We start from the raw sequence: 21,040 nt of genomic DNA on the forward strand, positions 1-21,040 counted from the left end.
CTCATCGTGTCGGCCGCGATGACCGCGGTGTGCGGCATCGCCATGACCGCGGCGTACGCGCCCGAGGCGAAGGCCGTTTCCGTCCAGGAGTACCAGCAGAAGGTCGCCAGCCACGCGGACATCAAATCCAAGCTCGCCGGCGTGAACGCCGACCTCGCCAACCAGATCCTCGAACTGGACTCGCTCGCCAACGATCAGATCCCGGCCGCCCAGGAGGCGGCCACGAAGGCGCAGCAGGCCGCGCAGCAGGCGCAGGACCTCGCCGACGCCACCACCGAACGCCTCAACGCGGCCAAGAAGGACAAGGCCGACCTCGAGCAGAAGATCAAGGACACCGGCATCGAATACGACGACGCGAAGGACTCCGTCGCCGAATCGGCGCGCGACAGCTTCCACGGCTCGCAGGCCTCCACGGTGATGAGCGTCGTCACCAACGCGACCACCACCGACGATTTCGTCAACCAGATGCAGTCCGACGCGGCGGCCACGCGTTCCGCGGCCAACGCCGCCAACGACGCCGCCGTCTCGATGAACACGTCGATGAACCGCAAGGAGCGTCTGGCCGCCATCGAAGACCAGATCAGCCAGCTCAAGGACCAGGCCGACAAGCAGGCCGCCAGCGCCCAATCCGCCGCCAAGGACGCCGCCGCCAAGCAGGCGTCGCTCGAGGCGCTGCAGGAGAAGGGCACGGCCGCCCGCAAGTCGCTTGAGGAGCAGAAGAGCAGCCTGACCACGCAGGAATCCAAGGAGGCGGCCGAGATCGTCTCCATGCAGGCCGACCTGGCGGCGCAGGCCGCGGCCAACGCCGCAGCCAGCAACAACAACAGCAACGCCGGCTATACGCCGGGCACCGGCTCGCAGCAGCAGACCGGCGGCTCGACCGGTGGCACCACGACCGGCGGCACCACCAACAACGGCGGCGGCTCGAGCAACAGCGGCTCCAACTCAGGCGGCAGCACCGCCAACGGCATGGACTACGCCGTGCCCGGCAACTGCCCTGAAGGCTCCAGCTACTGCTACGGCCACAACACCGGCAACACAGTGGGCGGCTCCGCCTACCCGGCCCGCCAGTGCACGCTGTGGGCGTACATCCGCCGTTCGCAGCTGAGCCTGCCGGTCGGCTCGTACATGGGCAACGGCGGCCAGTGGGCGGCCACCGGCGCGAGCCTCGGCTACTACGTGAACAACACGCCGCACGTCGGCGCCGCGATGGTGTTCCTGCCCGGCCAGAGCGTCGGCGGCCACTGGACGGCCGACTGGCAGTACGGCCACGTCGCCGTCGTCGAACGCGTCAACTCCGACGGCTCCGTGCTCATCTCCGAAGGCGGCACCGGCTTTGCCACCTTCCCCGCATGGGAGACCATCTCCAATGCGGGCGCCTACCAGTACGTGCACTACTGATTGGTGGGGCCGTATCGCATCCGCGCGCATGCGGGGAGCGAACGGGCTACGCGCTGCGCGATAGGGGAGCGCCGCCAGGCTTCGGCCGGCGGCGCTTCGTGCTATCGTGTTGTGGTTCGCGGGGCAACGACGACAAGGAAGGGAGGTCCCCGATGGCCAAGGAGGAAGGGACGAAGCTCATCGTCCAGAACAAGAAGGCGCGTCACGACTACGTCATCGAGGACAAATACGAGGCCGGCGTCGTGCTCACCGGCACCGAGGTGAAGTCGCTGCGCGAGGGACGCGCCTCGCTCGCCGAGGCGTTCGTCAGTATCGACCGGCGCAACGAGATCTGGCTGGAAGGCGCGAACATCCCCGAATACCTGAACGGCACGTGGAACAACCACGCGCCCAAGCGCAAGCGCAAACTGCTGCTGCACGAACGCGAGATCCTGAAACTCGCCCGCCAGATCGAGGCGAAGGGCTACACGATCGTGCCGATCAGCCTGTACTTCAAGGACGGACGCGTCAAGGCAGAGATCGCGCTGGCGCGAGGCAAGCGCGAATTCGACAAGCGCCAGGCGCTGCGCGAGGCGCAGGACAAGCGCGAGGCCCTGCGCGCCATGCGCTACGCCAACAAGCGCTCGCACTGAGCCCGCATGTCCACGTTGTGGGACGTGGGGGTGAGATTTACGGGTTCGTAGCATGGGGGACCTACTCTCGCGAATCAGTCGGGAAACATACCCGCCCGACCGACATTCTCTGAGAGAGGAAATCCAATGTCATCCAGCATGGGAATCAAGACCTTCACGGCCGCCGCGTTGTGCGCGGCGATGCTGTTCGCCACCGCCGCCTGCGGCACCTCCGACGCGTCCGACTCGTCCGCGTCCGGCTCCGGCTCGTCCGATTCGTCGTCCAAGATCGAAAGCTTCGACGTCTCCGGCATCCAGAAGGACGAGGCGATCGCCAAACTGCTGCCCGAATCCGTCACCAAGGACGGCGTGCTCACCGTCGGCACCGACACCTCCTACGCCCCGGCCGAGTTCCTCGCCGAGGATGGCAAGACCCCGGTCGGCTACGACGTCGACCTCACCAAGGCGCTGGGCAAGGTGTTCGGCCTCAAGACCGAGAACGTGACCAGCACGTTCGACTCGATCATCCCGTCCGTCGGCTCCAAGTACGACCTCGGCATCAGCTCGTTCACGATCACGCCGGAACGCGCCCAGGCCGTCGACTTCGTCAGCTACTACAAGGCCGGCTCCACGTGGGTCGTCAAGAAGGGCAACCCCGAGAAGTTCGACTCCTCGAACCTGTGCGGCCTCAAGATCGCCGTCCAGACCGGCACCACGCAGGAGGAGGAGGTCACCGCCGCCGACAAGAAGTGCCCGGCCGACAAGAAGATCGACATCCTCTCCAACAAGCTGCAGACCGACGTGACCACCAACGTCGTCACCGGCAAGGCCGTCGCCTTCTACGCCGACTCGCCCGTCGCCGGCTACGCGATCAGCCAGACCGGCGACCAGCTGGAATCCTACGGCGAGGACGTCGGCGTCGCCAAGCAGGGCGTCGCCATCAAGAAGGGCGACACCGCCACCGCCGAAGCCGTGCAGAAGGCCATCCAGAAGCTGATGGACGACGGCACGTATGAGAAGCTGCTCGACCACTGGGGTGTCAAGTCCGGCGCCATCGACAAGGCCGAGATCAACCCGACCGACGTCGAGGGCTGATCCCGCCGTTGAGTCCCCGCCGTTAACCGGTTCGTAGTAGCCGCCCGGTATCATCGCGACTCAGCGAGACGACATCATATTGCATATCTATACGCGATTATGTATACTTATGCATATGTGGCGGGGCGGAGAGTGGCCGCCGTGATGAACGCATCATCGCGGCGGCCACCGTTTTTCCGTTCCGAGGACCGAAACGCCAGAAGAAGTACCAAGAGAAGAAGGACATCATGTCGTTCACCACCAGGATGAAGACCATCACGGCCGCCGCGCTCGGCGTCGCCATGCTGCTGCCGCTCGCCGCATGCGGCACCACCGACGAAGGCGACGGCTCGACCGGCGGCTCCAGCTCCGCCGCCATCGGCAGCTACGACGTCTCCGGCGTCAAGAAGGACGAGGCGATCGCCAAGCTGCTGCCCGAATCCGTCACCAAGGACGGCGTGCTCACCATCGGCACCAACCCGTCCTACGCCCCGGCCGAGTTCCTCGACGCCGACGGCAAGACGCAGATCGGCTACGACATGGACCTCGCCCGCGCGCTCGGCAACGTCTTCGGCCTCAAGACCGAGGTCGTCTCCTCCAACTTCGACACGATCATCCCCGCCATCGGCTCCAAGTACGATCTCGGCATGGCCGCGTTCACCATCACCCCCGAGCGCATGAAGTCCGTCGACTTCGTCTCCTACTTCACCTCCGGCATGGCCTACGCCGTCAAGACCGGCAACCCGAACAAGGTCGACGAGAAGGACCTGTGCGGCCTCAAGGTCGCCGTCGAGACCGGCACCGTCGAGGAGACCGCCATCAACGAGACCGCCAAGCAGTGCAAGGCCGACGGCAAGAAGGACATCGAGATCCAGTCCTCCAAGCAGCAGACCGACGCCACCACCGCCGTCGTCACCGGCAAGGCCGACGTGTTCTTCGCCGACTCCCCGGTCGTCGGCTATGCGATCGCCCAGACCGACGGCCAGCTTGAACAGCTCGGCAAGGACTTCGACTCCGTGCCGAACGCCATCGCCATCAAGAAGGGCGACACGGGCACCGTCGAGGCCGTGCAGAAGGCCATGCAGAAGCTGATGGACGACGGCACCTACGACAAGATCCTCAAGCACTGGGGCGTCGAATCCGGCGCGCTGAAGACCGCCGAGGTCAACCCGGACGTCGAAGGCTGAGCGAAGCACCACTAAGGAGCCGAACATGGCAAAGAAACAAGTCGATGGCGAAGGGCTGAACATCCCGAACCGCATCAAGGCGCTGCCCGTCAAGAGCCCGGGGCCCGTCGTGGCCGCCGTGATCGTCGTGCTGCTCGCCGCGATGCTCATCCAAGGACTCGTCACCAATCCGCGACTGGACTGGCCGACCGTCTGGAAGTACCTGTTCAACGAGAACGTGCTCGAAGGCATCGGCTACACGCTGATCCTCACCGTGCTCTCGATGGTCGTCGCGATCATCCTCTCGGTGATCCTCGCGATCATGCGCAAATCCATCAACCCGGTGCTGCGCGGCGTGAGCTGGTTCTTCATCTGGTTCTTCCGCGGCACCCCTGTGTACACGCAGCTCGTGTTCTGGGGCCTGTTCTCCGTGCTCATCCCGAAGATCAGCCTCGGCGTGCCCTTCACCGACATCTCGTTCTGGAGCATCGACTCCTCGGTGGTCATCACCGCGTTCAACGCCGCATGGATCGGCCTCGCCCTCAACGAGGCCGCCTACCTGTCCGAGATCGTGCGCGCCGGCCTCGAAGCCGTCGACCCCGGCCAGACCGAGGCGGCGCAGGCGCTCGGCATGAACCGCACGCTCATCATGCGCCGCATCATCCTGCCGCAGGCCATGCGCATCATCATCCCGCCCACCGGCAACGAGACCATCGGCATGCTCAAGACCACGTCCCTCGTGCTCGCCGTGCCGTTCACGCTGGAACTGCAGTTCGCGACCAACGCGATCGCCAACCGCATCTACAAACCGATCCCGCTGCTCATCGTGGCCTGCATCTGGTACCTGCTCATCACGTCCATCCTGATGGTCATCCAGTCCCGTCTCGAAAAGCACTTCGGCAAGGGCTTCGACGCCCGCCCGGCCGGCGCGCGCGGCAAGCAGCCGCCGCTGCCCGGCAAGACCGAAGGCGAGCCGAAGGACAATGTCGACAAGCTCAACGACGCCACGTTCAGCGGGCTCACGGCGTGAGCGGGAAGGAAGAGACACGATGACACAGACCAGCATCCCCGCGAACATCCCCGCCACGCCGACCGCCGCCGTGCCGGCCGTCAAGGCCACGCAGGTGCACAAGGCGTTCGGCTCGCTGCACGTGCTCAAAGGCATCGACCTGACCGTCCAGCCCGGCACCGTGACCGTGATCCTCGGCCCCTCCGGCTCCGGCAAGTCCACGTTCCTGCGCCTCATCAACCAGCTCGAGACGATCACCGGCGGCTCCATCGAGGTCGACGGCGAGCTCATCGGCTACAAGCACGTGACCAGGAACGGTCAGGACATGCTCCAGACCCTCAACGACAAGGAGATCGCCGCCCAGCGCTCCAAGCTCGGCATGGTCTTCCAGCGCTTCAACCTGTTCCCGCACATGACCGCGCTGGAGAACGTGATGGAGGCGCCCGTCCACGTCAAGCATATGAACAAGGCGCAGGCCAAGCAGCTCGCCATCCAGGAGCTGGAGCGCGTCGGACTCGGCGAACGCCTCAACTACTATCCGGCGGAACTGTCCGGCGGTCAGCAGCAGCGCGTCGCCATCGCGCGCGCCCTCGCCATGCAGCCGGAGATCATGCTGTTCGACGAGCCCACGTCCGCGCTCGACCCCGAGCTCGTCGGCGAGGTCCTCAACGTCATGCTTTCGCTCGCCAAGGCGGGCATGACGATGGTCGTCGTCACGCACGAGATCGGATTCGCGCGCGAGGTCGCCGACCAGGTCGTGTTCATGGACGGCGGCGTGGTCGTCGAGGCCGGAGGCCCCGAGATCATCGACCATCCGACCGAACCGAGGTTCAAGGACTTCCTCCAGCACGTGCTGTAGTTGTAAGCATTCCGTGCAGTTCAGGTGTCCGCGATGGGCGCCGATATCCGCTTAGTGACACGCTCCGGGCCGCTCTGGCCAAGTCTTTACGGTCATACAGCGGATATCGGCGCCCATCGCTCGTTTCGCGGCTGCCTTGCGTTATGCGCGAAGTGGTCCGTCGCGTTGCCGTCTCTTGGTAAGGTAGAGAGCTATGTGTGGAATCGTTGGATATGCAGGACATGTCGAAACCGCGTGCGGCAAACCGCTGGAGGTCTGCCTCCAAGGTCTGAAGCGACTCGAATACCGTGGCTATGATTCGGCCGGCGTGGCCCTGACCGCGCCCGGCATGGACCATGTCGAGGTGCGCAAGAAGGCGGGCCGCCTCGCCAACCTCGTCGAAAGCATCGAGAAGAAGCCGATGCCGCTGGCGACCGTCGGCATCGGCCACACGCGCTGGGCCACGAACGGCGTGCCGAGCGACGTGAACGCCCACCCGCACACCAGCATGGACGGCAAGGTCGCCATCATCCACAACGGCATCATCGAGAACGCCTCCCAGCTGCGCCTCGACCTGCAGGCCGAAGGCTACCGTTTCACCTCGGCCACCGACACCGAGGTCGCCGCCAAGCTGCTCGGCAAGATCGTCGACACCATCATCCGCGAGGAAGGCAAACCGGACCTGTTCAAGGCGGTGCGGCGCATGGCCCGCATGCTCAAGGGCGCGTTCACGATCCTCGCCACCGACTGCCGCCAGCCGGACATCGTCGTCGGCGCACGCCACGACTCCCCGCTCGTCGTCGGCCTCGGCGACGGCGAGAACTTCCTCGGCTCCGACGTGGCCGCGTTCGTCGCGTACACGAAGCGCGCCATGGAGGTCGACCAGGATCAGGCCGTGTGCGTGAGCGCCGACAAGGTCATCGTCACCGACTTCATGGGCAACGTGGTCGAGAACCCGAAGACCTACACCATCGACTGGGACGCCTCCGCCGCCGAGAAGGGCGGATGGGACTCGTTCATGGACAAGGAGATCCACGAGGATCCCGCCGCCGTGCAGCGCACGCTCCTCGGCCGCTACGACAAGAACGGCGACGTCACGCTCGACGAGATCCACATCGACGAACACGACTTCAAGGCCATCGACAAGATCATCGTCATCGCATGCGGCACCGCCGCCTACGCGGGCATGGTCGCCAAGTACGCGATCGAGCATTGGGTGCGCATCCCCGTCGAGGTGGAGCTCGCGCACGAGTTCCGCTACCGCGACCCGATCCTCACCCCGCGCACGCTCGTCGTCGCCATCTCCCAGTCCGGCGAGACGATGGACACGCTCATGGCGCTGCGCCACGCGCGCGAACAGGGCTCCAAGGTGCTCGCCATCTGCAACACGCAGGGCGCGTCCATCCCGCGCGAATCCGACGCCGTGCTGTACACGCACGCCGGTCCGGAGGTCGCCGTCGCCTCCACCAAGGCGTTCGTCGCGCAGATCACCGCCGCCTACGTGCTCGGCCTGTACCTCGCGCAGGTGAAGGGCGCGATGTTCCGCGACGAGATCCAGCAGACCATCGACTCGCTCAAGGACATGCCGCGCAAGATCCAGTGGGTGCTCGACACGCAGACCGGCGCGATCGAGAAGGCCGCGAAGCAGATGCTCAACGCGCAGTCGTTCCTGTTCCTCGGTCGCCACGTCGGCTACCCGGTCGCCATGGAAGGCGCGTTGAAGCTCAAGGAGATCGCGTACACGTTCACCGAAGGCTTCGCCGCCGGCGAGCTCAAGCACGGCCCGATCGCGCTCGTCGACGAAGGCGAGCCGGTCGTGTTCATCGTGCCGCCGGAACGCGGCCGCAACGTGCTGCACGCCAAGGTGCTCTCCGGCATCGAAGAGGTGAAGGCGCGCGGCGCGTACATCATCGCCGTGGCCGAAGAGGGCGACAAGGACGTCGAGCATTATGCGGACGTCGTGTTCTGGCGTCCGAAGTGCCCGACGCTGATGAGCCCGCTCGTCGACGTGGTCCCGCTGCAGCTGTTCGCCATGGACATGGCCAAGCTCAAGGGCTACGACGTCGACAAGCCGCGCAACCTCGCCAAGTCCGTCACCGTGGAGTGATGACGAAGCGACATCGGTATGTGATTGAGGAGCCGCGGATTCCGTTCGAACTGGACGTGGTGTATGAGGATGCGGGGATCATCGTCGTCGACAAGCCGCATTTCCTCGCCACCACGCCGCGCGGCATGTGGTATCGCGAGACCGCGCTGATGCGCCTGCGTGAGGCGTACGGCGACGACGCGATCGTGCCGGCGCACCGTCTCGACCGGATGACCGCCGGCATCGTCGTGTTCGTAAGGGACCCTGCGTTGCGCGGCGCATACCAGATGCTGTTCCAGGAGCGGCGCGCGGAGAAGACGTATGAATGTCTCGCGCCGTGCGCGCCGATCGCGCGGCCGCAGTACGGGACGATCGAACGGTTGGAGCCGCCGCGCGTGTTCCCGCTGCGGCGGCGCTCCCGCATCGTCAAGGACCGCGGGGTGCTGCAGGCGTACGAGACGCCAGGCGCGGTGAACGCGGAGACCGTGGTGGAGCTGGGGGTACCGGAGGCGCGCTCACGGAGCACGTCGTCGGCGCGCCCTGCGTTGCGCACGTATACGCTGCATCCGCGGACCGGCAAGACGCATCAGTTGCGCGTGCATATGAATGCGATCGGATTGCCGATCGCCGGCGACGATTTCTACCCGCGCATCCGCCAACGCGCCTACGATGATTTCAGCGAGCCGCTCGCGCTCGTGGCGAGACGCCTCGCATTCACGGACCCGGTCACAGGGGAGCGGCGCGAATTCGTCTCCCGCGTGCCGCTATGGGAAGGTCGGTATTAGGCCCCCTCTGACGAGGGGGCCTACGGATGCGGGGTCAGTCGAGTTCGATGAACTTGTCGAAACGGTAGTAGGTCTTCTTGTAGCCGTTCTCCTCGTAGAAGCGGTGGCTGTCCGTGTGCTCGACGCGCGAGCACATCGTGATCTTGCCGCAGCCGAACTCGCGGGCCACCTTCTCCGCCCAGGCGAGCAGCTGGTCGCGGATGTCCTTGTCCTGATGCGCCTTCGCGACGACGAGCTCCTTCGTCTCGGCGACGCGTTCGCCCGCATGCAGCTGCCAGGTGCACAGGATGCCCACGAAGCCCATGACCACGCCGTCCTCCTCGTAGACGCCGAGACGGCGGTCGAGCGAGGAGAGCTGGTCCACGTATGTCTGCGCGAACATCTGGAAGTTGAGATCGCAGGGGCTGGACTCGTTGACGATGTTGAACACCGCCGTGAGATCCGCGCTGGTGGCCGGTCTGATCATGGTCGTGAGCCTTTCATCGGGGTTGGAATGCCAAGGGAATCGTGTCATGCGACCATCATCGCATCATTGGGTGACGGGCGCATCGGTCGCATCGAACTGATGGTCGCTCCCCATCGTAACGGCGTACGCGCGAGGCGCGGAATGTCCCGCATACCATGTTTCGCCTTCCGTGCGTCCGCAGCGATGTTCCCCGTGCCTTTGAGACCGGCGTGACGGAACGGCATCCTGATAGGTAGGAAACGTTGCACGCACTCGGCCCCCATCCCGACGACGGAACGGCGGGCCGCGACCATCAGACGAACGGCGACGGCCTCGTGGACGAGACCGCCCGCCACCCCACAATGGAGGAGCTACCGTGAACATCCCTCTGGCGATACTCGGCTTCGCGACGATGATCATCATCACCGTCGTGCTGTTGAAGAAGAAGATGAGCATCCTGCTCGCCTTCACCGTGATCCCGCTCGTCGCCGGCATCATCGCCCTGTGCATCACAGGCGGCGGCATCGCCGACATCGGCAAGTGGATCGAGACCGGCATCGGCAAGACCTCGGACATCACGCTGATGATGCTGTTCTCCCTGCCGTACTTCATGCTCATCGCCGACACCGGCATGTTCGACGACATCGTCAAGGGCATCATGAAGCGCGTGCACATCACCGCGCCGATCATCTGCGCCCTGACCGTACTTGTCGCCTGCATCGTCGAGCTCGACGGCTCGATCACCTCCGTGTTCCTCATCACCGTGCCGCTCATGCTGCCGCTGTACGAGAAGTTCCACGTCGACAAGCGCGCCCTGCCGTTCCTCATCTGCGTGGCCATCCTCATCATGTGCAACACGCCGTGGAACCCGAAGATCCTGCGCGCCGCCAGCCTCGTCGACGACCCGAACGCCTCCACCAACCTGTTCCTGAAGCTCGTGCCCATCCAGCTGTTCATGCTCGCGCTGCTCATCGCCCTCGCCGTGTTCTTCGGCGTCCAGTCGCGCAAGCACCGCAAGGCCGGCGAGAAGATCGACTTCAGCCGCGAGGAGCTGCTCGCCCAGTTCAAGGACACCGAGCTCACCCGCCACGACCGCTTCTGGGTGAACCTGCTGTTCACCGCGTTCCTCATCTTCGTGCTCATCGTCTTCCAGTCGATCCCGCAGTACTACGTGTTCGCGTTCGGTCTGGTCGTCGCGCTCGCCGTCAACTTCCCCGACCTCGGCCAGCAGGGCAAGCTGCTCAAGAAGTACGCGGCCTCCCTGTTCCCGGTCGCGCCGGCCGTGCTCCTGTCCGGCGTGGTCGTCGGCGTGATGCAGGAGTCCGGCATGCTCGAGGCGATGGTCCAGGCGATGGTCGCCGTCGTGCCGCCCGCCATCGGCCCGTACTTCTACATCATCGTGGCCCTGTTCTCCACGCCGCTCATGCTGCTGTTCACCAACGACACGTGGTTCTACGCGCTGATGCCGCTCGTCTCCGCGTTCTCCGCCAAGTACGGCGTGCCCGCGGACGTGGTCATCGTCACCCTGTTCATGAACTTCGGTTCGATGATCTCCGTGATCGCCCAGCCGCAGCTGTACATCGCCACCGACCTGACCGGCATCACGCTCGACGAGCACATCAAGTTCTCGTTCCTCAAGCTGTGGGCCATCAACGTGGTGGTCGTCGCGTTCGGCGTGCTCACCGGTGTGTTCCTGCCGTGAGCGCGGGATACGGAAAATAGGGGAATGAATGAAGGGGACGTGCCTGCGGGCGCGTCCCCTTTTGCGTGGGTGGGTTCTTTTTGCGGGTGGTCTACCCCTCAGTCGGCTTCGCCGACAGCTCCCCTGTCAAGGGGAGCCAGGGAAACATGCGCGGGTGTCGGCCCCTTCTGATGAGGGGGCTGTCCGCGGTAGCGGACTGGGGGAGAGACAGGAGCGGCCGTAAGGCCGCGGGAGATGCTGCATCGGCCGGAGGCCGATTCGATTTCTTGCGGCCTATGGCCGCCTTCTTCTCTCCCCCACCCGGCTTCGCCGGGAGCCCCCCCGTCAGAGGGGGCCGGGTGTGGGTCAGGTGCGGAAGCGGCGGTAGGCTCGGAGGCGGAAGGCGAGGGCGAGGATCGCGTAGTCGGCGAGTTCGCGCGGATTGTATCCGGTGTCGCGGGCGATGCGGTTGAGCCGGTTCTGCAGCGTGTTCTTGTGCAGGAACAGCTCCTCGGCCGCGTGCACGATGCTGCCGTTGTGCCGCGTGTACGCGTCGAACGTCGTCTGGAAGTCATCGATCCGCGCCTCGTCGAGTCCGGCGAAGACGCGTCCGATGAACTGGTCGGCCGCCGCCGGAGGCGTCGCCGAGACCAGCACGCCCAGATCGAGGTCCTCGTAGCGGCCGATGCCATCGCCGCCGGTGAACCGCTGCCAGTCGACGCTGGTGCGCGCCTGGTCGTAGCTCACGTGGTAGTCGTCGCCGTGCGCCGCGACGGCGCCGACGCCGAACCGCATCCGCCGGTGCAGCGTGCGCGCGATATCCGCCTGCAACGCCTCGAGCGTCGGCGCGGGATCGGCGGCGTCCTCCACGTCGACGAACAGGCAGCATTCCCGCGTACTCACCGAGACCAGCGTGCGGGGGAGCGCCGCCATATGTCGTTGGACGGTCAGATACAGCGTGTCGTACGCGGGCGTTCCGGCGCTCCCCGCGCCGCCGCCCGCATCGTCCACGCCCTCCATGCGCCCGACCACGGCGCGTCGGGGGCGTTTCAGGTCAAGTCCCAGCGTCGAGGCGAGATAGGCGACCATGCCTTCGTCGCGCCGTTGCTGGGTGAGCATCGTGACGAGGTTCGTCATCATGAGCCGCTGGTCGAAACGCGTCATCTGCTCGAGATTCTCGCGGATGAGGATCTCCGTCATCTTCTTGATGACGTTGCCGAACGGCTCCACCTCGGCGCGCTCGCCGGTGATGCCGATCACCGCCACCACCGAATCGTCGAACAGCACGGGCACGTTGATGCCCTTGCGTGCGCCCTCGAACTGATGGTCGTCGTCGATGGAGACGGTCTGTTTGATCTGCACGGCGAGGCGTGCGCCGTCATGGCCGGTGCCGATGCGCGACGTGTCCGTGCTGGCGATGATTACGCCGTTCGTGTCGAACAGGTTGATCTCGTGACGGATCACGTCCTTGAGGTTCGCGACGATGGACTGCGCCGTCCGCGCGTCGATCTCCATATGCCTCTCCTTTGCGCCTCGATGTGCAGGTCGATACCGGACATAGTACGCGGAACAATGTCGAAGAGGAAAAGACCGGTGTTCCGGGTGCCTGGACTATGGCCGATAACAGCAATCCCTCGCCATAATGGTGTCAACAACGTTTTCCGCAACACGCAACATCGAAGTCCAATGGAGGAGATGCGATGCTTCCCGTCATCGAGAAAATGGAGGTCGTGCCGGTCGCGGGCCACGACAGCATGCTGCTCAACCTGGCAGGCGCGCACGAGCCGTTCTTCACCCGCAACATCGTCGTCATGACCGACGCGGACGGCGTCGTCGGCGTCGGCGAGGTGCCGGGAGGCGAGGTCATCACCCGTCGTCTCGAATCGTGCATCCCGCTGGTCGAGGGCCGTTCCGTCAGCGAATACAAGGACATCGTCCTCACCTGCCAGCGCATGCTCAACGAACAGATCGCCGGCGCGGGCGCGGCAGGCGGCGCCGAGACCGCCCACGCGCAGATCTTCAAGAAGGTCACCAACGTGCTCACCGGCGTCGAGACCCCGCTGCTCGACATCCTCGGCAAGCGGCTCGGCGTGCCGGTCGCCGCGCTCCTTGGCGACGGCCAGGTGCGCGACAAGGTGCCGTTCCTCGGCTACCTGTTCTATGTGGGTGACTACCGCAGGACCGACCTGCCGTACCTGCACGACGACGATGACTCCGACGAGTGGGGCCGCATCCGCCGCGAGCCCGCCATGGACGCCGAGGCGGTGGTCCGTCAGGCCGAGGCCGCGCAGGCCCGGTTCGGCTTCCACGACTTCAAGCTCAAGGGCGGCGTGTTCGAGCCGGCCAAGGAGATCGAGACCGTCAAGGCGCTGAAGAAGCGTTTCCCGGACGCGCGCATCACCATCGACCCGAACGCCGCATGGTCGCTCGACGAGTCGGTGCGCCTGTGCCGCGGCATGGAGGGCACGCTCACCTACGTGGAGGACCCGTGCGGCGCCGAGGGACGGTTCTCCTCACGCGAGACGATGGCCGAGTTCCACCGTCAGACGGGTCTCGCCACCGCGACCAACATGTGCGACACCGACTGGCGCGAGATGAAGGCCGCGATCCGCCTCGACTCGGTGACGATTCCGCTCGCCGACCCGCATTTCTGGACGATGACCGGCTGCGTGCGCGTCGCCCAGCTGTGCCACGACATGGACCTCACGTGGGGCGTGCATTCGAACAACCACTTCGACATCTCCCTGGCGATGGTCGCGCAGGCCGCCGCCGCGGCACCCGGCTTCATCAACGCCTGCGACACCCACTACATGTGGCAGGACGGCCAGCACCTCGGCAAGGAGGCGCCGAAGTTCGAGGACGGTTGCCTGACCGTGCGCCGCGACGTGCCCGGCCTCGGCATCGACCTCGACCGGGAGAAGCTGGACGCCGCCCACGAGCTCTACGTGGCCAACGGCTGCGGCACCCGCGACGACGCGCGCGGCATGCAGTACTACATCTCCGGATGGGAGTACGACCCGCATCGCCCGGCCATGGTCCGCTGAGACCGCCCGGTGCCGTTCCAGCCAACCCGAACCACCCCGAACCAACCCGAATCGTAACCACCGAAATTCCCCAATGAAGGAGACCCCCATGGCAGTGCCCACGATCGAGAAGATGGAAGTCTACCCCGTCGCAGGCTACGACAGCATGCTGCTCAACCTGTCCGGCGCGCACGGCCCGTTCTTCACCCGCAACATCGTCATCCTCACCGACTCCGAAGGCGTCGAAGGCGTGGGCGAGGTGCCCGGCTCGAAGAAGATCACCGAAGTCCTCGAAGAGGTCAAGCCGATGGTCGTCGGCAAGTCGATCTTCGAATACAAGAACATCGTCAGGTCCATCCACGACAAGTACGCGGGCCTCGACGCGGGCGGCCGCGGCGACCAGACCTTCGACCTGCGCACCACCGTGCACGTGCAGACCGCCGTCGAGACCCCGCTGCTCGACATCCTCGGCAAGCACATGAACGTGCCGGTCGCCGCGCTCCTCGGCGACGGCCAGGTGCGCGACCGCGTACGCTTCCTGTGCTACCTGTTCTACGTGGCCGACCGCACCAAGACCGACCTGCCGTACATCCACGATGATGACGACTCCGACGCCTGGGGCCGCATCCGCCGCGAGCCGGCGCTCGACGCCGACGCGATCGTCGAACAGGCGAAGGCCGCCTACGAGCGCTACGGCTTCAAAGACTTCAAGCTCAAGGGCGGCGTGTTCGAAGGCGCGAAGGAGATCGAGGCCATCAAGGCACTGAAGCGCGAATTCCCGAACAGCCGCATGGATCTCGACCCGAACGGCGCCTGGTCGCTCGAGGAGGCCGTCGCCCTGTGTAAGGACATGACCGGCATCCTCAGCTACTGCGAGGACCCGTGCGGCGCCGAAGGCCGCTTCTCCGCCCGCGAGGTCATGGCCGAATTCCACCGCCGCACCGGACTCGCCACCGCGACCAACATGTGCGACACCGACTGGCGCGAGATGAAGAACGCCGTGCGCCTCGACTCGGTGACCATCCCGCTCGCCGACCCTCACTTCTGGACCATGCAGGGCTGCGTGCGCGTCGCCCAGCTGTGCCACGACTTCGACCTGACCTGGGGCGTGCACTCCAACAACCACTTCGACATCTCCCTGGCGATGGTCGCGCAGGCCGCGGCCGCCGTGCCCGGCGAATACAACGCCTGCGACACTCACTGGATCTGGCAGGACGGCCAGCATCTGACCAAGAACCCGCCGAAGATCGAAGGCGGCGAGGTCGCCGTGCCGCGCGACGTGCCCGGTCTCGGCGTCGAGGTCGACCGCGAGGCCGTGCTCAAGGCCCACCAGCTGTACAAGGACAACGACTGCGGCACCCGCGACGACTCCGTCGGCATGCAGTACCTGATCCCCGGCTGGAAGTTCGACGGCAAGCGCCCGGCCCTCGTGCGCTGAACCCATGCGCTGAAAGGAACCGCATCCCATGTCCAAGCCCATCGACATCGAACGCTTCAACGGCATCTTCGTGCCGATCCTCATGCCCGTCGTCAACGAGCGCGACGGCGCGATCGACATCCCGCGCCTGCGCCGCCAGGTCGACCACGTGATCGAACACGGCGTCGACGGCATCCTTGCCTTCGGCTCCAACTCGGAGTTCTACATGTTCTCCGACGACGAGATGCTCGAAGCCGCCCAGGCGATCATCGACCAGGCCGCCGGCCGCGTGCCGATCATGTTCGGCATCGGCCACATCCGCACCAGCCAGTGCGTCGAACTCGCCCGCCGCGCCGCCGAACTCGACATCGACGCGATCAGCGTCCTCCAGCCGATGTTCATCACGCCCACGCAGCCGGCGCTCGAACACCACTTCACCGCCATCGCCGAAGCCGTGCCGGACACCGCCGTACTCATCTACAACAACCCGGGCCTCGCCGGCTATCCGATCGCGCTCGACACGATCGTGCGGCTCGCGCACGACGTCGACAACATCGTCGGCATCAAGGACTCGTCCGGCAACATCACCAACCTGCAGGAGCTGGTGCGCCGCACCGCGGACATCGACTTCAAGGTGTTCGCCGGCAAGGACACCATCGTCTACGCGGGCTTCTGCTGCGGCGCGCACGGCGCGGTCTGCTCGACCGCCAACATCTACCCGGAGCTCGTGTGCGGCATCTACGACAAGTTCGTCGCCGGCGACCTCAAGGGCGCGCTCGCGGACCAGTTCACGCTCAACCCGATCCGCCTCTCCCAGGACGCGGCCAGCTTCCCGGCCGCCACCAAGGACATGGCGAACATGCTCGGCATGGACGTCGGCCCCTCCGTACTGCCGACCGAGCCGACCGGGGGAGCGGCCCTCGAAGGCATGAAGCGCGCGATGCGTGACGCGGGCTACCTGGACTGATCGTCCGGCCCGACATCAACGAGAACGAACACCGAACCCGGAAAACCCAAGGAAAGGAGACGACCATGACGACGACACGCGTGCTGCTGGCATCCGACTCGTTCAAGGGTTCGGCGTCGAGCCTTGAGGTCGAGACGCTGCTCGAGGAGGGCGTGCGCCGCGTCATGCCGGACTGCGATGTCGTGAAATACCCGATCGCCGACGGCGGCGAAGGCACGGTGGACGCCGTGATCGCCGGCCGCGGCGGCGAGATCCGCGAGGTGCGCGTCTCCGGGCCGCTCGGCGACCCGGTCACCGCCCGCTACGGGCTGTTCGACTCCGGTCGCTCCGCCATCATCGAAATGGCCGAATCGAGCGGCATCACCCTGATCGAACAGAACATGCCGAACGCGCTCGGCGCATGCACGGAAGGCGTCGGACAGCTCATGCTCGACGCGCTCGACGCCGGTGCGCGACGTCTCGTCATCGGCCTCGGCGGTTCCGCCACCAGCGACGGCGGCGCCGGCATGGCGCGTGCGCTCGGCGCGCGCCTGCTCGACGCCGACGGCGCGCCGGTGCCGTGCGGACTCGCCGGACTGCGCCGACTGAAGACCATCGACGTGACCGGCATGGACCCGCGTCTCGCGCACGTCGAGATCGTCGCGCTCACCGACGTGACGAACCCGCTTACCGGACCCGACGGCGCCGTGCGCGTCTACGGGCGGCAGAAGGGCATCGACGAGGCGCGCATGCCGGAACTCGACGGATGGATGCACGACTACGCGCGGCTGCTCGCCGACGCGACCGGGCGCGACCCGGAGCACGTGCCCGGCGCGGGCGCGGCCGGTGGGCTCGGCGCGGCGCTCGTCGCCTTCTGCTCGGCGCGCATCGTCAGCGGCATCGACGCGGTGCTCGACATCATCGGCCTCGACGACGTGCTCGACGGCGTCGACCTCGTCATCACCGGCGAGGGGCGCATGGACTCCCAGTCCGCGAACGGCAAGGCGCCGATCGGCGTCGCGCGGCTCGCCAAACGGCACGGCAAACCCGTCGTCGCCGTGGTCGGCTCGCGTGCCGACGACCTGGGGCGCGTCTATGAGATGGGCGTCGACTTGGTCGTGCCCGCCGTGACCGCGCCCGCCACGCTCGGCGAGTGCATCGCACGCACCAGCATCTCCATCCCGATCGCCGGCGAAAGCGCGATGCGCGCCTTCCTGCTCGGCGCGGGACGGGCATAACATTTTCCATAGGAAGTTTTTCATACCGGATACGGCCGCGCATCGCGGCCAGAACGAAAGGAACACATCATGAAGGTCGGATTCGTTGGACTTGGCATCATGGGCAAGCCGATGGCGCTCAACGTCATCAAGGCAGGCTATGAGGTGACCGCCTTCGACTTCAACAAGGCCCCGGTCGAGGCGATCGTCGCCGCCGGCGGCAAGGCCGCGGCCAACGGCAAGGAGGTCGCCGAAGCCTCCGACGTGGTCATCACCATGCTGCCGAACTCCCCGCACGTCGAGAACGCGCTGTTCTCCGAGAACGGCATCGCCGAAGGCCTCACGGAAGGCAAGGCCGTGATCGACATGAGCTCGATCGCCCCGCTCGCCAGCCGCGACTTCGCCGCCCGTCTGGAGAAGCTCGGCGTGGACTTCCTCGACGCCCCGGTCTCCGGCGGCGAGCCGAAGGCCATCGACGGCACCATCGCCGTGATGGTCGGCGGCGCGCAGGACGTGTTCGACAAGTACGAGCCGCTGCTCAAGACCATGGCCTCCACCGTCACGCTCGTCGGCGGCGTGGGCGCCGGCAACATCACCAAGCTCGCCAACCAGATGATCGTCGCCGTGAACATCGCCGCCGTCTCCGAGGCGTATTCGCTGGCCAAGAAGGCCGGCGTCTCCCCGGAGAACGTGTACAAGGCGATCCGCTCCGGCCTCGCCGGCAGCGTGGTCATGGACCAGAAGTCGCAGAAGATCTTCGACGGCGACTTCACCCCGGGCTTCCGCATCGACCTGCACATCAAGGACCTGCAGAACGCGCTCGACACCTCGCACGGCGTCAACGTGTCCGCACCGTTCACCTCGCTGGCCATGGAGATCCTCCAGTCGCTCAAGGTGCACGGCCACGGTTCCGACGACCACAGCGGCATCGCCGAGTGGTACGAGATGGTGAACAACTTCAAGCTGCAGAGCGGGGAGTGAGGGGATGACGCGCTTCGCGTGACGTCTTGATACTGTGAGGGGCCTGCGCCGGTTCGGATGGACGGTGCAGGCCCCTTGTCGTGCTCATGCGGGGGTGGGGGCTGTGGGGTCTACCCCTCAGTCATGCTGCGCATGACAGCTCCCCTGTCAAGGGGAGCCTGAGGGAGGAGAGGGGTGCCTTGACAGGGGAGCCTGAGGGAGGGGCTATTCGGTGAGGTCGCGGACGGAGCCGCGTTCGACGAGTTCGGTGGGGATGACGGTCTTCACGCCGGCGGGGACGCGACCGCCCTCGCACTGGCGCTTGAGCATCGAGAACGCCTCCAGGCCGATCTCGTCGAACTTCATGCGCATCGTGGTCAGGTCGAGGCGCGGCACCATGCCGTCCAGCGAATCGTCGACGCCGACGACGCTCACGTCCTCCGGGACGCGGCGGCCGCCCGCGCGCAGGCCGAGGATCGCGCCGTACGCCATCTGGTCGTTCGCCGCGTAGATGGCCGTGCACTCGGGGTCGTGGGAGAGGGCGAGTCCGGCCTGATAGCCGCTGTCCGCATCCCAGTCGCCCACATAGGTGGGCGGGATGCGCAGGCCCATCTGCTCGAGCGCGTCGCGCCACCCCTGCGCACGGCTCTGCGCCGCACGGGAGGCGGAGGGGCCGGCGATGTGGTAGACGGTCTTGTGTCCCTTGCTCAGCAGGTAGTCGACGATGGCGGTCGAGCAGCCATGCTGGTCGGCGTCGATCGTGGCGCAGGTGTCCGAGGGGTCCTCGCTGATGAGCACGACCGGCAGGTCTCGCGGCGGCGTGAACGAGTTGAAGTCGGGCAGGTTCTCCTCCATGACGATGATCACGCCGTCCACCGGCAGCTGCTTCATGCGCTCCACCGCCGCGGTGAGCGTGCGTTCCTTGTCCTTGCCCAGCATGTGGATGGTGACCGCGTAGCCGCTGGCGTCCGCGGCCATCGCGATGCCCTTGAGGATGCGGGAGTTGCCGAAGCTCGCGATGTTGAACATGACGACGCCGATATCCTGGAAACGCCCGTGCTTCAGGGCGCGGGCCGCGTAGTTCGGGCGGTAGCCGAGCTTGGTCATCGCGGCTTCGACGCGTCGGCGCGTCTCGGGCTTCACGGCGTCGCTGCCGTTGGCCACGCGGGATACGGTCTGCGGTGAGACGCCGGCTTCCTTGGCGACATCCTGCATCGACACCGTTGATGTGCGTTCCATTGCGCTTCTTCTCCATGACAGTTTTATGTTTTCGTTATCAATATAACATAGCGGCTGTGAGCTAAGGCGCGCCGGCGATTGGCGGAAGTCGGATGTGGTGATAACATGATTGCGTAAACATTTTACAGGGTGTTCGGTTCCTCCGATGGGACCGGTCACTCGGATGATCCTTCGAAGGAGAGGGTTGGCATGGCCTCTAGTGATGTGACCGCCGCCACGGCTGCGCGTCATTCCGCCGTTGCCCGGGAGAACCGGCATAAGGCGGATTGGCGTGGTTGGAAGTTCATGGGTCCGTTTGCGGTGGTGTTCGTGTTCGTGTTCATCATTCCGATCGTGTATGCGGTGTATATCAGTTTCTTTAAGAAGCAGATGATCGGTGGGACGCAGTTCGTGGGGTTGCAGAACTACGCGCGTCTGTTGGGTGATCAGCAGTTCTGGTCGTCTGTGGGTCGTGTGGCGTTGTTCACGGTGGTGCAGGTGCCGATCATGTTGTTCCTGGCGGCTGCGATGGCGTTGGCGATCGACAGCATGAAGTTGCATGGGACGAAGTTCTTCCGTATCTCGACGTTCCTGCCGTATGCGGTGCCGGCGGTGGTGTCCACCCTGATTTGGGGTTTCGTGTATGGCGCGAAGTATGGTCTGGTGGGTTCGCTGAACGACGTGTTGGGTACGCATATCGACATGTTCGCGCCGAACGTCCTGTTGGCGTCGATCGGGAACATCAACACGTGGGAGTTCACGGGCTATAACATGCTGATCTTCTACAGCTCGCTGTCCACGATCCCGCATTCCCTGTATGAGGCGGCTTCCATTGATGGCGCGTCGGAGTGGCAGATCGTGAAGTCGATCAAGCTGCCGGAGTTGCGTGGTTCGTTGGCGATCACGGTGATCTTCTCGATCATCGGTTCGTTCCAGTTGTTCAACGAGCCTTCGATCTTGCAGAACATGGTGCCGGGCAACGCGATCACGACGTACTACACGCCGAACATGTACGCGTACAACCTGTCGTTCTCGGGTAACCAGTCGAATTACGCGGCCGCGTTGGCGATCGTGATGGCGGTGATCACGATGGCGATCGCGTATGCGGTGCAGTTGAACAGCATGAAGGAGCAGATGAAGTGAGTGCGACGACGGGTATCGAG

At 65.5% G+C, this 21,040-nt stretch carries 18 protein-coding genes; 15 read left to right on the plus strand and 3 right to left on the minus strand.

What is annotated here, in order from left to right:
• The first annotated feature begins 18 nt into the window (after nt 1-18).
• The 8 genes from AC1AYP_RS10130 to AC1AYP_RS10165 all read left to right on the plus strand — a co-directional run bounded on the left by AC1AYP_RS10130 (nt 19) and on the right by AC1AYP_RS10165 (nt 8,970).
• Nucleotides 19-1,401: a CHAP domain-containing protein gene (locus AC1AYP_RS10130; RefSeq protein WP_476547796.1), complete on the plus strand. Its 1,383-nt coding sequence runs from the start codon at nt 19-21 to the stop codon at nt 1,399-1,401.
• Between the two features lie 152 nt (nt 1,402-1,553).
• The gene (gene smpB, locus AC1AYP_RS10135; RefSeq protein ID WP_476531527.1) at nt 1,554-2,033 is read left to right on the plus strand and encodes an SsrA-binding protein SmpB; all 480 of its coding nucleotides are present in this window, start codon (nt 1,554-1,556) and stop codon (nt 2,031-2,033) included.
• A 126-nt stretch (nt 2,034-2,159) separates the two neighbouring features.
• Nucleotides 2,160-3,107 carry an ABC transporter substrate-binding protein gene (locus AC1AYP_RS10140; protein WP_476531529.1) on the plus strand — a complete coding sequence of 316 codons (948 nt, stop codon included), beginning with the start codon at nt 2,160-2,162 and terminating at the stop codon, nt 3,105-3,107.
• A gap of 227 nt (nt 3,108-3,334) precedes the next feature.
• On the plus strand, nt 3,335-4,273 hold the full coding sequence (locus tag AC1AYP_RS10145; protein ID WP_476502434.1) for an ABC transporter substrate-binding protein: 939 nt from the start codon (nt 3,335-3,337) through the stop codon (nt 4,271-4,273).
• A 25-nt stretch (nt 4,274-4,298) separates the two neighbouring features.
• Nucleotides 4,299-5,282 (plus strand): amino acid ABC transporter permease, encoded by a 984-nt coding sequence (locus AC1AYP_RS10150; RefSeq protein ID WP_476502433.1) that lies wholly within the window; start codon nt 4,299-4,301, stop codon nt 5,280-5,282.
• A 19-nt stretch (nt 5,283-5,301) separates the two neighbouring features.
• Nucleotides 5,302-6,120, plus strand: coding sequence for an amino acid ABC transporter ATP-binding protein (locus tag AC1AYP_RS10155; RefSeq protein WP_476502432.1), 819 nt, complete (start codon nt 5,302-5,304; stop codon nt 6,118-6,120).
• 193 nt (nt 6,121-6,313) lie between these two features.
• A complete protein-coding gene (gene glmS / locus AC1AYP_RS10160) occupies nt 6,314-8,206 on the plus strand; it encodes a glutamine--fructose-6-phosphate transaminase (isomerizing) (protein ID WP_476547783.1) in 1,893 nt (630 codons plus the stop codon).
• Complete coding sequence (locus AC1AYP_RS10165) at nt 8,206-8,970, plus strand: pseudouridine synthase (RefSeq protein WP_476547786.1); 765 nt, start codon at nt 8,206-8,208, stop codon at nt 8,968-8,970. Before glmS ends, AC1AYP_RS10165 begins: the two co-directional genes overlap by 1 nt.
• A gap of 34 nt (nt 8,971-9,004) precedes the next feature.
• Here the strand turns inward: AC1AYP_RS10165 and AC1AYP_RS10170 are convergent, their stop codons facing one another.
• Nucleotides 9,005-9,436 (minus strand): GNAT family N-acetyltransferase, encoded by a 432-nt coding sequence (locus tag AC1AYP_RS10170; RefSeq protein WP_476502429.1) that lies wholly within the window; start codon nt 9,434-9,436, stop codon nt 9,005-9,007.
• Nucleotides 9,437-9,791: 355 nt separating this feature from the next.
• On the opposite strand from AC1AYP_RS10170, the gene AC1AYP_RS10175 reads away from it, so the two are divergent.
• Complete coding sequence (locus AC1AYP_RS10175) at nt 9,792-11,117, plus strand: SLC13 family permease (RefSeq protein ID WP_476502428.1); 1,326 nt, start codon at nt 9,792-9,794, stop codon at nt 11,115-11,117.
• 345 nt (nt 11,118-11,462) lie between these two features.
• On the opposite strand, the gene AC1AYP_RS10180 is transcribed toward AC1AYP_RS10175, so the two are convergent.
• Nucleotides 11,463-12,611, minus strand: a complete 1,149-nt coding sequence (locus tag AC1AYP_RS10180) for a CdaR family transcriptional regulator (RefSeq protein ID WP_476502427.1) — start codon at nt 12,609-12,611, stop codon at nt 11,463-11,465.
• Between the two features lie 185 nt (nt 12,612-12,796).
• Here AC1AYP_RS10180 and AC1AYP_RS10185 point away from each other — a divergent pair, with 185 nt between their 5' ends.
• The 5 genes from AC1AYP_RS10185 to garR all read left to right on the plus strand — a co-directional run bounded on the left by AC1AYP_RS10185 (nt 12,797) and on the right by garR (nt 18,680).
• A complete protein-coding gene (locus AC1AYP_RS10185) occupies nt 12,797-14,140 on the plus strand; it encodes an enolase C-terminal domain-like protein (protein ID WP_476547788.1) in 1,344 nt (447 codons plus the stop codon).
• Nucleotides 14,141-14,228: 88 nt separating this feature from the next.
• Nucleotides 14,229-15,557 carry an enolase C-terminal domain-like protein gene (locus AC1AYP_RS10190; RefSeq protein ID WP_476502425.1) on the plus strand — a complete coding sequence of 443 codons (1,329 nt, stop codon included), beginning with the start codon at nt 14,229-14,231 and terminating at the stop codon, nt 15,555-15,557.
• 28 nt (nt 15,558-15,585) lie between these two features.
• Nucleotides 15,586-16,503, plus strand: a complete 918-nt coding sequence (locus AC1AYP_RS10195; RefSeq protein ID WP_476547790.1) for a dihydrodipicolinate synthase family protein — start codon at nt 15,586-15,588, stop codon at nt 16,501-16,503.
• Between the two features lie 65 nt (nt 16,504-16,568).
• Nucleotides 16,569-17,720 (plus strand): glycerate kinase, encoded by a 1,152-nt coding sequence (locus tag AC1AYP_RS10200; RefSeq protein WP_476547791.1) that lies wholly within the window; start codon nt 16,569-16,571, stop codon nt 17,718-17,720.
• Between the two features lie 69 nt (nt 17,721-17,789).
• Nucleotides 17,790-18,680 (plus strand): 2-hydroxy-3-oxopropionate reductase, encoded by an 891-nt coding sequence (gene garR / locus AC1AYP_RS10205; protein WP_476547793.1) that lies wholly within the window; start codon nt 17,790-17,792, stop codon nt 18,678-18,680.
• Between the two features lie 204 nt (nt 18,681-18,884).
• On the opposite strand, the gene AC1AYP_RS10210 is transcribed toward garR, so the two are convergent.
• Complete coding sequence (locus AC1AYP_RS10210) at nt 18,885-19,874, minus strand: LacI family DNA-binding transcriptional regulator (protein WP_476502535.1); 990 nt, start codon at nt 19,872-19,874, stop codon at nt 18,885-18,887.
• Between the two features lie 213 nt (nt 19,875-20,087).
• On the opposite strand from AC1AYP_RS10210, the gene AC1AYP_RS10215 reads away from it, so the two are divergent.
• Entirely contained in the window at nt 20,088-21,020 is a 933-nt protein-coding gene (locus tag AC1AYP_RS10215; RefSeq protein WP_476547794.1) for a carbohydrate ABC transporter permease, read from the plus strand.
• Nucleotides 21,021-21,040: the final 20 nt, after the last annotated feature.

Source organism: Bifidobacterium sp. LH_424, from assembly GCF_056356895.1.